Origin of the sequence: Pseudomonas sp. HT11 (assembly GCF_044875395.1) — a bacterium.
GTDB lineage: Bacteria > Pseudomonadota > Gammaproteobacteria > Pseudomonadales > Pseudomonadaceae > Aquipseudomonas.
Window position 1 is genome coordinate 6,172,584 of the sequence record NZ_CP173217.1, and the last position, 14,153, is coordinate 6,186,736.

The 14,153-nt window shown below is 64.9% G+C and carries 9 protein-coding genes; all 9 read right to left on the minus strand.

The window, feature by feature from the left end:
- Positions 1-60: 60 nt before the first annotated feature.
- From ABWL43_RS28610 to tssK, 9 genes are read right to left on the minus strand one after another with little or no spacing between them, the layout of a single operon-like run.
- Positions 61-1,773 carry an SUMF1/EgtB/PvdO family nonheme iron enzyme gene (locus ABWL43_RS28610; protein WP_242199564.1) on the minus strand — a complete coding sequence of 571 codons (1,713 nt, stop codon included), beginning with the start codon at positions 1,771-1,773 and terminating at the stop codon, positions 61-63.
- Positions 1,766-2,950, minus strand: a complete 1,185-nt coding sequence (locus ABWL43_RS28615) for an ABC transporter permease (protein ID WP_404485968.1) — start codon at positions 2,948-2,950, stop codon at positions 1,766-1,768. Before ABWL43_RS28615 ends, ABWL43_RS28610 begins: the two co-directional genes overlap by 8 nt.
- On the minus strand, positions 2,950-3,654 hold the full coding sequence (locus ABWL43_RS28620) for an ABC transporter ATP-binding protein (protein WP_404485971.1): 705 nt from the start codon (positions 3,652-3,654) through the stop codon (positions 2,950-2,952). Before ABWL43_RS28620 ends, ABWL43_RS28615 begins: the two co-directional genes overlap by 1 nt.
- Positions 3,654-6,641: a serine/threonine-protein kinase gene (locus tag ABWL43_RS28625; RefSeq protein ID WP_404485973.1), complete on the minus strand. Its 2,988-nt coding sequence runs from the start codon at positions 6,639-6,641 to the stop codon at positions 3,654-3,656. Before ABWL43_RS28625 ends, ABWL43_RS28620 begins: the two co-directional genes overlap by 1 nt.
- Complete coding sequence (locus ABWL43_RS28630; RefSeq protein WP_106575876.1) at positions 6,638-7,357, minus strand: PP2C family serine/threonine-protein phosphatase; 720 nt, start codon at positions 7,355-7,357, stop codon at positions 6,638-6,640. The genes ABWL43_RS28625 and ABWL43_RS28630 overlap by 4 nt, the downstream gene beginning before the upstream one ends.
- Positions 7,358-8,011 (minus strand): type VI secretion system-associated protein TagF, encoded by a 654-nt coding sequence (gene tagF / locus ABWL43_RS28635; protein WP_262207243.1) that lies wholly within the window; start codon positions 8,009-8,011, stop codon positions 7,358-7,360.
- Positions 8,008-11,508, minus strand: a complete 3,501-nt coding sequence (gene tssM / locus ABWL43_RS28640; protein WP_404485976.1) for a type VI secretion system membrane subunit TssM — start codon at positions 11,506-11,508, stop codon at positions 8,008-8,010. The genes tagF and tssM overlap by 4 nt, the downstream gene beginning before the upstream one ends.
- The gene (locus tag ABWL43_RS28645) at positions 11,505-12,794 is read right to left on the minus strand and encodes a DotU family type VI secretion system protein (protein ID WP_145158185.1); all 1,290 of its coding nucleotides are present in this window, start codon (positions 12,792-12,794) and stop codon (positions 11,505-11,507) included. Before ABWL43_RS28645 ends, tssM begins: the two co-directional genes overlap by 4 nt.
- Positions 12,795-12,800: 6 nt before the next feature.
- Complete coding sequence (tssK, locus tag ABWL43_RS28650) at positions 12,801-14,135, minus strand: type VI secretion system baseplate subunit TssK (protein WP_404485978.1); 1,335 nt, start codon at positions 14,133-14,135, stop codon at positions 12,801-12,803.
- Between the last annotated feature and the right edge of the window lie 18 nt (positions 14,136-14,153).

Below are 14,153 nucleotides of genomic sequence, written 5' to 3' on the forward strand. Positions count from 1 at the left end.
CTTGCCCAGCACGGCCCACCGCCGCCTGAGTCCCTTCCAAGCTCGCCATACAACCAGCGATCAAGACCGCTGACCGCTCGCTGCGAGCAATTCCTTCAAAATCGTTGCCGGGTCGGCCCGCTGTTGTTTGCGGTAGTTGCCGACATGGCGAACGAACAGTGTCGCGCGCGTCACCAGGCTCTTGCCGAGCACTGGCTTGCGATCCAACTCTTCCTTGATTCGTTGAAACTGCGCCTGGATCACCGCGTCGGTGTAGCGCGTGCCGGTGGCCAGGTTGTCGATGTAGATCGCCACCGCGCCGTCGAGCGCGCTGCGGCCATTGTCGATGGCCGTGGCAAACAGCTGCGCGCTGGCCGCGTCCTTGTTGTCCAGAGCCTGCTGACGACTCTTCTGCAAGTTCATCAGGCGGATGTTGTAGTTGCTGATGGTCTCGGCCACCAGCGCGGCCGATTGAATAAGGTTGCCTGCCGCCTCTTCGCGTTGCTGGGCGATCAGCGAGACGTTGCGCTTGAGTTCTTCGTTGACCAGGCCCAGTTCGGCTTGCAGCTTGGGATCGACGCTGGCGGCGATGATGCTGTCCAGGCGCTTGGTCGGGTCCTGGGCGTCGTCGATGGCGTCGGTCAGCGAGGCCAGACGGCCTTCTTTCTGCCACTGCGCGAACAGCTCCTTGTAGCGCGAACGCGGCGCGGACAACGCCCCAATCGCCACGCGAAAACCGGTGGTCTCGTTGCTCTGCTCGGTGCCGTCGGCGGCGAACAGCGGGTATTCGCGGCGCATGCCAGTGAACAGCGTGCCCTCGCCTTCCAGGTAGTTGCCGCCCTTGACCACAAAGCCGCCGTAGGTGCCCTGACGGCGCCCGGCGTGCACCAGTTGGAACGATTCCTGGACCATTTCCGCCGCATTGCCGATCACATCGAACATGCCAATCGGGTTGGGCAATTTGGTGCCGATGGGCATCAGGCGTGCCGCCTGGCCTGTACCACCGGCGACTTGATTGAACACCGCGTAATCACCCAGCGGCCCGTCGCTTTCGCTGCCTTCGACACGGCGCGGAAACAGCCGCCCTTCGAGGTCCTGACGGCTCACTGCCTGGCCACCGCGCGCGGCGAATTCCCATTCCACTTCGGTGGGCAAGCGCACAAAACCGAGGCCACCGTCTTCGGCCGAAGACCCACGACCACTGACCGGCAGCAAGTCGCGGTGGTATTTCATCAACCAGGCGCTGTACACCGCCGAGAAGCGCTCGGCTTCAAAGCGCGAGAGTTTCACCTTGGGCAAGCGTGCAGCCATGCCGGTCGGCGCATCGCACGCTGGCGCCGGCTCGCCACTGGCGAGCGACTGTGCCTGGGACATCACTTGGGCATACTGACGCGCGGTGACTTCGTACTTGCCGATGAAGTACAGCATCGGCTTGAGCGGGGTTTTGGCGTCGGTCTTCGGCATCAAGGGCGCAATGACTGCGTTCCAGTCCTTGGGCAAATCCTTGAGCGTGAACTGGCCGTTGATAAAGTCGCGTCGGTAGCCGGAGATAAACGACTGCTGATAACCCGCCTCACCCTCGGCAAAGGGGTAACCGAGGCTGATCTCGCGGTCATCCAGGGTGCCCTGGGCCAGCACATAGGCGTAGCGGAACACCATGTTGCCTTCGCACGGCAGCGGCAGACTCACGTCATCGGGCAACGGTTTGGGGTTGTCGAGTTTGTCACTCGCCTCATCCGCCCACGCCATTGAAGCCAAGCTCAGCGCCATCGCGGCGCCCAGTAACTTATACATCTCTGATTCCTTCAGAAGCCTGGATACGCGCCACTCGCCAACCGCCACAACCCGCCGCCACGGCGCTGACGCCGAGGACTGCAGCCAGGGCCAGGGCGTAATGAGGCGCCAACAGGTGACAGGCGTATTCGCCCGGCACCTGCACGAATAATTTGTTCAAACCCGCCTCGGCCAGGCCATACAACCCGGCACTGAGCACGGCGGCAAACCCTGCGCTGTACAGCGCCTGCAGCAACACAAACAGCAACAGCCCAGCAGTGGAAAACCCCAGCAGGCGCAGCACCGACAATTCCCGACGCTTGCGCGCCACGGCGGCCAACACGCCGGCGAAGATCGCCGCAAATGCGCCCGCCAAGGCCAACCCGGCGATGATCCAGAACACGATCGACAGGTTGCGGCTCAACGACTGCACCTGGGCGATGGCGTTCGCCTGGGTCGACACCAACAGGTTCTGCCCGGCGAAAAACACCCGCAACCGCTCCACATCGGCGAGGTTGCGGGCATACAGACGAAACGCCGGATAAACCCGCTGTTCAGTCACGCCCACCGCGTCCCCGTCCCAACTCAACGCCGGCACCGCGCGGCCGTCGCGGTAATCTTCCGCCGCTTCCAGCAGGCGCAAATCGGCAAACAAACCGTCCCGCGCGAACGCTTCCAGCGGCAGCACCGCCAGCACCTGCAACCGCGTGCGCTGGGCTTCGACGCGCCCTGCCACTTGCCGCGCAAAGCTGGTCTCCAGCCAATCGCCAGGCCGCGCCGCGAGTTTTTCTGCAGCGGTGTGGCTCAGCACGATCTGGTCCAGGCCCCGAGGCATCGGCAACCCCACGAGCAGCGGATCACCCGGTGCAGTCGGCAGCATTTCCAGGGTCAGCGTGCCCACCTGCGCGGTCGCCGCAATCTGGCGGGTACGCGGCACGGCGAAGGCCACATCGCGACGCTGGGCAAGTTGCTCGATAAACGCTGCGTTGAATCGACCGCCGCCCAACGGAATAATTTCACGGGTTGCGGGGTCGGTCTCCAGGCGTTCGGTCAAACTGCTAACCAGTCCAAATTTCAGGCCGAATAACACCAGCAACGGCGCGATCACGGCTACCAATGCCAGCACCGAACAAGCCGACAGCCAGGCGTCGTTGCGGTAATCCTGCCAGGCCAGGGACGCCACCAGACCGATGCGCATCAGCACGCCTCCCCGAGGGTGGCCGTGACGCCGCCGTCGGTGTCACGGCGGCAACTGATGCGCCGCACCTGCAAACCGCTGGCGCGGGCCAGCGGCTCGTCATGGGTGGCGATCACGCACGCCGCGCGATGCTCGCGGGCCTGGGCCAGCAGCGCCTGCATCACGCGTTCGGCGTTCAGCGGGTCAAGCGACGCCGTCGGCTCATCCGCCAGCACCAGTTGCGGCGCGTGGGCCAGTGCACGGGCGCAGCTCACGCGTTGGCGTTGGCCCACCGACAGCGCAGCCGGTTTCTTGCCCAACTGATCGCTGATCTCCAACTGCTCGGCCAAACGCGCGACGCTGCCGTCGTCCTTGAGACCCAGCAGTTGCCGGGACAAGGCGATATTGCTGCGCACATCGAGAAAACTCAGCAGGCCACCGGTTTGCAGCACATAGCCCAAGTGCGTGCTGCGCAGCGCGGCCAACGTCGACTGCTGATCGGCGCGCCACAGAGCGCCGACATCGACCTGATCAAATTCAAACCGGCCAACCTGATCCGGCGCCAACACCAGCGCCAGCACGTCGAGCAAGGTGCTTTTGCCACAGCCGCTCGGCCCGACGATTGCCAACTGCTCACCCGCGCGCAGCGCCAGCGCCGGAATCACCAGGCTGTAGCGCTGGCTGCCGACGCCGCGGCTTTTGTGCACTGCGCTCAGGTTCAGCATCACGGCAGCGTCGACAAGGGCACGCGGTACAACGCATCGCCCGGCTCGGCATCGCCGAAACGGACCCAGTTGGCCACGTCATTGTGAAAGGTTTCGTAGAGGCGGATTTTCGAATCCAGCTCGTCGATAAAGTCTTCCTGCTCGGCCACGCTCAACGACAACCACAAATCCTGGGTCATGTTCAGCGACTTGCTGCGGTACGGCAGGCCTTCCAGGTATTCGCCGAGGATGCCGCCGTCGGCCAGGTTGCCGCCCTTGCGCAGGGCTTGCGGGTCGCGGCTCATGTAGGCCGACGCACTGGCGATTTCCTGGAAGAAATCCTTGGGCGAGGTCTGGGTCTTGCGCGCCGCATCGACGATCAGTTTCAGCGACTGCTGCAGGTCGTTGAGCTGCAATTTGGTCAGCATCACACACACCTGGAACGCCGGCAGCGCCGGGTTGGTCAGGTCGCGGTCGGCGGTCCAGGCGCTGACCAGTTGCGGCGCCTGGCTCGCGGTTTTGCGGCCGAGGAAATCCATGTGCATGGCGTAGCCGACGGCCGCGGACTTGTCGGCCAAGGTCGGCGCGGCGCTCAGCAGCGGCACCGGTTGCGGCGTGTTGCTGCGCACCTGGTGCACGAGGTTGGCGAACACGCTGCCGATCTCATCGACACGTTCACCCAGCTTGCGCACATCACCACCCGGCACCGGCGTGTAGAGGTCGCCGATCTGCGGGTTGGCGTCGGCGGTGAGCACGCGGTACTGGGTTTCGGCACCGGCATGGGTTTTCTTGCCGGCGTCGGTGCGCAGGTGCAGGGCGTAGATCTTGATCTGCTTGCCCAGCGCGGCCTGGCGCACCTCGGCTTCGTTCATCTGGGTGGCGGCAAACGGATCGTTCTTGCGCAGTGCGCCAGCGTCGGTGACCAGCAGGATGATGCGCCCACCGTAGCCGGACCAGTCCATGCCATCCACGGCCTGCATCACCCCGGCAAACGCGTCTTCGTTGAACGAGTGGCTGGACACGGTGGAGGCTTTGACCTGCCGCGCCATGTCGAGAAAGCGCTGCGGGTCGCGGCCCTGATCGAGGCTGATCAGCGTCTTGGCGACGTACTCAAGCCCTGGGGTTTTCTTGATGCTGTTGCGAAAACCCACCAGCCCGAAGCTGACGCTGTCCAGCTCACCGCGCTCGGCGATACGGGTTTGCAGCTCGTGCACCACGTCGCGGACTTGGTCGATGTAAGGCTGCATCGACACGGTCGTGTCCACCACCAGCACCACGGCGGTGCGGAAGGCGTCGACGCTGGTGTTGATCGCTCGGGCGGCCGGCTTGGCAGCCGCGCTGCTGCCGGGGTCGATAGAGGCCACATTGAGCAACTGCACCGGCTGGCCGTTTTCGTCGAAGCTCTCTTTGGAGTCGAAAATCGGCAGCAGGTAGAACTGGTCCTGCGGCACCGCGCTGGCCGTCGGCTCCAGCGCCAACACCTGTTGATTGTCTTCGCTGTTCTTCTGCGCCTTGGCCAGAACGCCTTTGGCGGCCGCAGGGTCGGCCAACAGTTTTTCCACTTCGCTGGATTGGCGCAGGAACATCACCGGCGCCCGGCCCGAGCGCTCGGTGAATTTGAGCACCAGGCTTTGCTTCCAGTCGCTGACCTGGGCAGCCGGCAACCAGCCGTCGCTGCGCCCATCGGTGGCGGCGCCGACGCGCAGCCACGGGCTGCCATCGACGTCTTTGCGCTGGTAAACGTAGAGCACGGAAAACGCCGGCAGCCCCTCGTTGGAAGCACCACCGGCATCGTGGGACAGCTTGGCGCCCGGCTTGCTCAGCACCCGCTGGAACAGGGTCTTCTTGCCCGCCATCAGCAAGGGGCGCTGGCCGCCGTCCGCATCGGCCACAGCCGTTTTTACTTCAGGAGGCGCGGGCGTTTTCGGCACCACCGCAGCGGGCGGCGCCGCTGGCGTATCGCCGCGGCTCAACCACCAGTAGCTCGCGCCACCGATGGCAAGCGCGACAGCCACTGCGACTGCAGCCAAGGCCAGCACCGGCCCACGGCGCTGCTCGGACACGTTGCTGTGCTGGGTCGGCGTCACCACCGGTTGGCGCACCGGCTGCGGCTGGGGTTTGTCGGTCGGAATGTCGATAGACACCGGCGTCATGCCCGCCAGGTCGAAGCTCAGCGGAATCGGCAACGGCCGCACCAGCGTGGCTTCCGGCGAGTCGGCCGGCAGTTGGTCCAGCGCGCGCAGCAACGCCGCTGCGTCCGGGAAACGCTCCGCCGGGTCCTTGGCCAACAGCTTGCGCAACACCTCCTGATAACGGCCGTGGTGCACCGGCAATTCCGGCAGCGGTTCGGTCAGGTGCGCCAGCGCCGTGGACAGGGCATCGGTGCCGCTGTAAGGCAACTCGCCGACGAGGATTTCATAGAGCACCACGCCGAGTGCGTAGAGGTCAGCGCGGCCATCAATCTCCTGGCCCCGCGCCTGCTCCGGGCTCATATAGCTCGGCGTGCCCACGGCAAACCCGGCTTGAGTGAACTGGGTACGGTCATCCAGAGACTTGGCGATGCCGAAGTCCGACAGCACGGCCGTGCCGTCAGCGCGGAACAGAATGTTCGCCGGCTTGACGTCACGGTGCACCAGGCCCTGGGCATGCGCATAGCCCAGCGCCGAGGCGATCTGGCGGATCAACGTCACGCCCTGCTCCGGTGTCAGGCCGGCGGCAATGCGCTCTTTGAGCGTGCCGTTGGGCAGGTATTCCATGGCCATGTAATACAGCTCACCGACGTTGCCGATGTCATGGATGGTCACCGTGTGCGGGTGCGACAGGCGCGCCAGGGTCTTGCCCTCGCGCAGGAAACGCTCGCAAAAACTTGGGTCCGCCGCCAGCGCCGCCGCCATCACTTTCAACGCCACCTTGCGCTCCAGCGAACGCTGGGTCGCCAGGTACACGCTGGCCATGGCGCCTTCGCCGATCTCGCCTTCGATGTCATAACCCGGAATCACGATGTTCATGGCGAAACCTTCACGACAATGGCGGTGATGTTGTCCGGCGCGCCCCGGTTGAGGCCCAGGTGCACCAGGCTGCGCACGATTTCATCCGGCGCGTCATGGCCCAGCACTTCGCGGATTTCATGATCCTCGACGGTCTTGTTCAGGCCGTCGCTGCACAGCAGGTAGCTGTCACCGGGCGCAATCAGCAGGTCGACCACCGCCACCTCCAACTGCGCCTCCACGCCGATCGCGCGGGTGACGATATTGGCGCGAGGGTGCACACGGGCATCGGCTTCGCTGAGCAAGCCGCTGTCTTGCAGGTCCTGCACGTAGCTGTGGTCGCGGGAAATGCCTTCCAACACGCCGTCGCGCAAGCGGTACAGGCGGCTGTCGCCGGCCCACAAACACACGCCGCGCAAGCCGCGTGCGGCCAGGACCACCACGGTGCTGCCCATCATGGTCACGCCACGGTTGGCGGTTTCTTCGCGCACGGTTGCGTTGATGCGGATCAGGTCATTGCGCAGGGCCGCCGAATATTCGTCGAGGGAACGCCCCACCGGCACAGCACGCAGGCTGTCGACGATCAGGCTGCTGACGTAGTCGCCCGCCGCGTGCCCGCCCATGCCGTCGGCCACCACCCACAGACGGTTTTCCGGCAAGTCCAGGCAGGCGTCTTCATTGACCTGGCGGACCATGCCCACATGGCTTTTGCTCGCGGATTTGAACGTCGCCCCCATCTACACCACACCTTCTTGTCCGAGCAAAAACTGCGCAAAATCGCCGGCGGCAGGCAAACCCTGACACCGCAATAAACCTGGGGAAATTACCTGCGAGCCACGCCCCCACCACAGGCTCGCGCCCTCGCAGGCCTGTTCGGCGAGCGCGGTCATGCGGCTATGGGGCACGGTGGCGGCAACGCGTTGCAGGCCGGCAAAGCGGCTGTCCACGGCGCGTTGCTCACTGGCCGGGATGCCGAGTTTGTCGATGCCATCGTTGAAGCCTTCAAAGGTCGCGCCGGCATCCAGTGTGCTGAGCAGCAGCTCTTCGGCCTGCTCAAACCAGGTGTCCGGCCCGCCCACCAGGGATGCGGGGTTGGTGTCGTGATCGAGCAACGCCACCACCGCCAACGGAAAATACCGGCCGACCCGGTCAATGCTCGGCATGACCACACCTGCCGCCGCGTCCGGCCCGCACACACCCGGCGCCAGCACAAAGCGCCACAACGGGCTGACCAGGTACACATTGAGCCAGTCGCCGCCCAGGCTGTTCTGGCTGGCCAGCAGACCTGCCGCCAGCCAGCTGTCCCACGGGCCAATAAAACTCTGGGGCAAGGCGCGGCTGACAAAGTCACCGCGGCTGGCCAACTTGCCGTAGAAACCCAGCGTCGTCATAACCGCTCCGGCAGGCTGAAGCCACTGAGTACGCGGCTCTTGAACGGGTTGAAGGCGCTGTTGGCGCGCAGCTCGTAGGCGATGCTCGCCCCGTCCACCCGCAGGCGCAGGTTGAAACGGTCCGGCGAGTTGCCGGCGGTGAGGTCCGACTGTTCCAGCAAGCGGAACCAGGCCCACGGGCCGTCCAGGGTCACGCCCGAACGGCCACTGGCCGACGGCGGCATGATCGAAATACGCACCACGCCGATGCTGCCGGGGTTCGGCCATTGCATGGCGACCGGGCGGCTTGGGCCGTGGTCGTAGCTCAATTGCTGGCCATCCAGATCAAGCAGGAACTGGGTGATGGTCGGGTCCATCGACACCGGTTTAAGTTCGAAACGCACAATGGGCTGCGTACCACCGGCGCGGAAAAACGCATCACGAATCGCCGCCGCACGCTGGAACGTCTGCAACACGCCTGGCGCAATCCCGAGCTTTTGCGCGGCGCCCGGCTGCCAGCGCCAGGTCTGCGCGGAGGTGTCCACGTAAGGCTGCAGGTACTTGCGGAAATAGTTGTCCATCACCCCGCCCACGCCGAAGAACTGGCCGAAGTCATCCAGCGTGGCGTCGCGAGCGCTGCCCGGCGACATCGGATAACGCCCGGCCAGCGACTGGCGGTACACGTTGACCACTTCGCTGACCCACGCCGCGTTCAGTTGGTTACGCACGCCGCCCATCATGCTGTTGGTAGTGGAGTTGACCACCGACTTGACCATGCCCTGTACCAGCGGCGGCTGGCGTTCGGCATTCAGGCTGACCCGCGTGGCCGCAGCCGCCGCCTGGTTCTTGGCCTCACCAAGCAAGGCGTCGCCACTGGCGCCGACCATGGCACTGACCTGCACGTACAGCGCGTTCATGTCTGCCAATAGGCCGTCGATGGCGGCGGGTTCGCCTTCATTCTTGCTGACGATGCTGTTGAGCTCGGCAAAGTGCGCGGTCACCGGATCGTCTGCCGTTTGCGGCGCGTTGGCGGTCGGTTGTTCCTGGCCGAGCAGGCTGCCGAGGCGCTCCTTGAGCTTGTCGACGCCGCCTTCCACCGGCACGCCTTTGGCGGCCAATTGGCGCTCTTCGGCTTGCAGGTCGGTTTCCTTGGACACGGCCACCAGCAGTTTTTTCAGTGGCGAGGTCGGGCCGGAAATCACCCGCAGTACATCGGCCGCCTGGGCCACGCTGGTGATCGGCACGAAGTCGATGTCGGCGAGCAAGGCGTCCCATTGGCGCTGGTAGTCCTGGAAGTACAAGCGGCGTACGTCGGCAGCGAGGCTGACCACGTTCTGCTGGTCAGCCTGTTCACGGCCCAGCACCCATTGCTCTTCGGCGAGGGTGCCGGTCTGGTTCAGGCTGCTCAGCAAGAACGCCTGGCGATACCCCTTGGCGGTGAAGAACCCACTCAGCGGCTCACCCAGCGGCTTGCCACTTTTGCGGCTGAACACCAGCGCAGCATCGCGGCCTGCGGCTTCGTTGATGCGAAAGTCCGGGATGCCGTCGGGCAGCTTCTGGCGCTTGACCCGGTCATAGACGCGCTGGGCCACCGGCAGTTGTTGCAGTTGGCGCCGCAGGTCATCAATCAGCCGTGGGTCCAGGCGCGCGTTTGGCGGGTGGCGTTCGAACAACGCCTGCAAGTGCTCGGTCAGCGCCTGACGCTGATCGGCCGGCAGGTCGCGCGGCAGGTTGCGGTCCCAATCGAGAGCGATCCAGGCTTTGATGAAGTCCGGGTCGTAATGCTCGGCATCGGCGAGCATCAGGTAGGCCTTGAGGCCTTCGTACAGGAAATCGGAATTGCCGCCACCGTGCAGCTGTTCTTCGATGCGCGTCACCAGGCGAGGCGCAAACACGGCGATCAACAGCTTGCGGTAGACGCTGGCAGATTCGGCTTCGAGCATGTCGCCCTGGTACAGGCCCAGCCCTTCGGACCAGCTTGGCGAATCACCCGCGAGGCTCTTCACCGCATTAAGCAACGGCAGTACGGCGAGCACTTCGCGCTGCGCCGGGCTGAGGTTCTGTACAGCCTGGCCCAACGGCGCGACCTTCTGATCCACCTGGGCGATATACGCCTGGTTGGCGCGATAACTCACCCACCACAAACCACTGACCACCACCACCAAGGCGACGGTGGCTGCCAGCACGCCGCGTGCGATCCACTTACGTCGACGCTCGACTTTGGGGTTCACGCCCACCAGCCCACGCTCGGCGAAGGCCACAGCGGTGAAGAGTTTTTCGATGAAATAGCTGCGCCCGGTGCCGCTCTGGCGCGCCAGGTGCTGGCGGTCCAGGTTCATGCTTTGCGCCATGGCGCCGATCAGGCGATCAATCGGGCTGCCTTCCTGGGTGCCGCTGGTGAAGTACACGCCGCGCAGCAGCACGCGCTCCTCAAAGGCATTGGGTTTGAACACGCCTTCGAGGAAGCTTTGCAGGCAATCTTTCAAAGCACCGAACTGCTGCGGGAAGCCGTAGATCAGGTCGCGCCGCGCCGGGTCGCGCTCCTGTTGCAGGCGCTCCACCAACCGTTCGTTGAGGCGCTGCTCAAGGCCGGCGAACTCGCTTTGCAGCGTCGCCAACGGGCTGTCGCTGTGCTTGCCGTCATCGAGCGCAAAGGTCATGCCCCACACCTGGGCGCGCTCTTCCTTGCTCAGGTTGTCGAAGAACTCCATGAAGCCCGGCACCAGGTCGAGCTTGGTCAGCATCAGGTAAATCGGGAAACGCACGCCCAACTGGGTGTACAGCTCCTGAATACGCAGGCGAATCGCCGCCGCATGGGCAGCCCGTTCGGCGTCCGTGCCAAGCAGCAGATCCGAGAGGCTGATGGCGATAAACGCGCCATCAATCGGGCGGCGCGAGCGCTGCTTTTTCAGCAGGTCGAGAAAGCCCAGCCACGCCGCCTTATCCACCGTCGAGTTGCTGTCCTGGGTGGTGTAGCGGCCCGCGGTGTCGAGCAAAACGGCTTGGTCGGTAAACCACCAATCGCAGTTGCGCGTGCCACCGACGCCCCGCACCGCACCCGCGCCCAATTGCGCAGCCAGTGGAAAATGCAGGCCGGAATTGACCAGCGCGGTGGTCTTGCCCGACCCCGGCGGGCCGATGATCACGTACCACGGCAGCTCGTAAAGGTTGCGGCGTTCATCGCCACCGAGCTTGGCCTTTTTCAGCAGCGCCAGGGCCTCGTCCATGCGCTGGCGCAGGGTGCTGAGTTCTTCGGCGGTGGCGACACTGTTGGGGTCGACCGGGGTCTCCGCGGCCAGGCTGCGCATCACTTCGGCGGCCTGGCGGCGGGCCTGGATAATGCGGAACACGCGATACGCGATCCACACCGCAAACACCAGAATGATCAGCGCCCAGCGCCGCCCTTCTGGCACCAGCAGATCGAGCAGCGGCCCCACAAACCAGATGATCAGGCTCAGGGCAATCAGGCCCAGCACGGGAATCACCCAGCGAATCATGAAACTGAAAAACGCCTTCACTCGACGCCCTCCGCCAATACGGTGATTTCAACCCGACGATTGCGGGCACGGCCTTCTGCGGTGGCGTTGGTGGCCACAGGCTCGGTGTCACTTCTGCCTTCGGCGCTGAAGCGGTCTGCCTGGCCGGTCTTGGCTGCCAGGATCTCCAGCACCGACTTGGCGCGGGCTTCGGACAGCGCCCAGTTGGACGGGAAGCGCAGCGTGGCAATCGGGCGGTTGTCGCTGTGCCCGGTGACGCGCACCTGTCCCTTGACCTTGCGGATGGCGTCGGCGATGCGCAGCATCAGCGGCTGGTAGTCATCAACGATGCTGGAGCTGGCCGAGGCGAACAGCTCATCGCCGCGAATCGTCACCACGGAGCGGTCGACCTTGTCTTCCACCGCGACGCGGCCAGCCTTGATGTCTTCCACCAGGAAACCGGCCAAGCGCGGCCGCTCGATGACTTTGGGCTGCGCCACCGGACGGTCGATGGCCTGCACCGGGATCTCGCCCAGGGCATGAATGTTCTTGAACACCGGCTCGGCATCCGACGCCAGTTTCATGCGCAAGCCGAACAGCAAGGCCAGCAGCAGCGCCAGGCCGATGGCCACGGCGATCCACGGCGGCATGAATTGCGCCAGGCGATCACGCGCCACGGTCACGCCGCGCCAGTGCGGCGACAGCTCGCGCTCGTGCTCGCCACGCGCACTGCGAATGGCGGCGGCGGTGCGTTCACGCAAGGCTTCAAGCTGGCTGCGACCGTCGTTCATCACGCGGTAACGGCCCTCGAAACCCAGGCACATGCACAGGTACAACAGCTCCAGCAGGTACAGGCGCTCGCGCGGGCTTTGCAGGCAGTGGTCGAGCAACTGGAAGACTTTTTCACCGCCCCAGGCTTCGTTGTGCACCGTGATCAGCAGGCTCTGCTTGCCCCAGTCGCTGGTGCTGCCCCACGGCGTACTGAGCACCGCTTCATCGAGTGCGGTGCACAGCGCGTAACGCGCCAGCAGCACTTCATTGCGCGCCACGCCAGCGGCTTCGGCGCGCTCTTCGAACTGGCGCAGGTAACCCAGCAACTGCGCACGCAGGCTGGCCGGCGCCGGGTGCGCGATGGTGTTGCGCAGCCGCGTCAACAGCGCCAACAGTGGGCCGGCGGCGCTTTCCAGCGGGTTGAGGCCCTGGCTTTTGCCGGTCAGGATCGGCGCGGCCGGCACCGACAGCGGCGCCGGCTCTGCACGCGCAGGTTCCGGCGCACGGCCACCCGGGCGCGGCATGAACTGGGTGCGGTCATCATCATTGGGATGCATCGCGGATTATCCTCGGATCGCCCAGAAGGCCAGGTTCAAACCCGGGAATTGCCCGGCGATGTGGAAGGCAAAGCCGCCGGAGTTATTCAGTTGTTGCCAGTGCTCGCTGCCGCGGTCCAGCTCGTAATAGGTGCTGCCTGCGTGGTACGGAATCTGGCGTGGCGCCACCGGCAGCGGCAGCAGGCCGATGCCCGGCAGTTGCAGGTTGACCATGTCGCGGATGTGCTCCACCGAGCCGACTTTGCTCTGCTGGCCGAAACGCGCGCGCAGGGTTTCGCCGGGCACATCGGCGCGCACCACCAGGATGAAACTGGCGCTGTCGAGCAGGGTTTTGTCGGCGAGCATGGCCACGTGAATGCCGTAGGCCTTCTCCACAATCGGGATCGGTGTGGCTTTGCTGTCGATCAGCATCGACAGCGCCTCACGCAACGCTGCCATCACCGGGGTGAAGCTCAGCGACAGGTCATCGTGCTGGTATTGCGGGTATTCCTGGGGGCGACGGCCTGACGTCGAAAAGGTGGAAAACTCACCGGCCAGGCTCACCAGTTCGCTGAAAAAACGCTCCGGGTGCAGCGGGCTCAACTGGCTGAAATGCTGGAGCAGCGGCTGCGCGCGGTTGACCAGTTGCAGCAGCATGAAGTCGGCAATCTCCGACGCGCCACCGGCGCCCGAGGCGACCACGCGGCCGGCCAGGGCTTCGCCGCGCTGGTGCAGCAGGCCCAGCAATTCGCTGCGAAAGGCCGTCAGCGGTTTGCTTGCGGCCACGTCCAGCACAGGCGGGATGTAGGTGTCATCCAGCACCAGCGCGCGGTCGGCGCGTTTTTCCTTGATGCGCACCAGGCCGATGGCGGCGTAGTCGCTGATGCCATCCTGCGCAGTCAGCAGGCGCAACGCACGCGAGCCCACGGCCACGGGCGCGCGGTTTTCGAACGGGGCGTTGTCATCACGCACTTCACGCACCTGGCTCACGTAACGCGCGGCGCCGAGGTCTTCGCCGTCATCGACGGTGTCACGCGCGCCAGCACGCTTGAGCGGCAAGGCCAGGTACACCAGGCCATCGCGCAGGTTGTCGTCGATATTCAGCGGGCTCGGCGCCAGGTCATCCTGGGGAATATTGAACGGCGTGCCATCCGGCAACAGGCCACGGGCCGACACAATCGCCAGCTTGCCCTGGGCCAGCAGGCCCTGGTCGATGAGCAATTCGGAAAACCCCCAGGCACCGGCGGACAACGGGCGGCTGCGGGCGTCAATCAGGTTTTCCAGGTAACGGTCATGCTGCTGGAAGTGCTGCGTTCCGATGAACATGCCTTCCGACCAGACCACGCGATTGTTCCAGGACATGGGAGCTCCGTTTGCTTC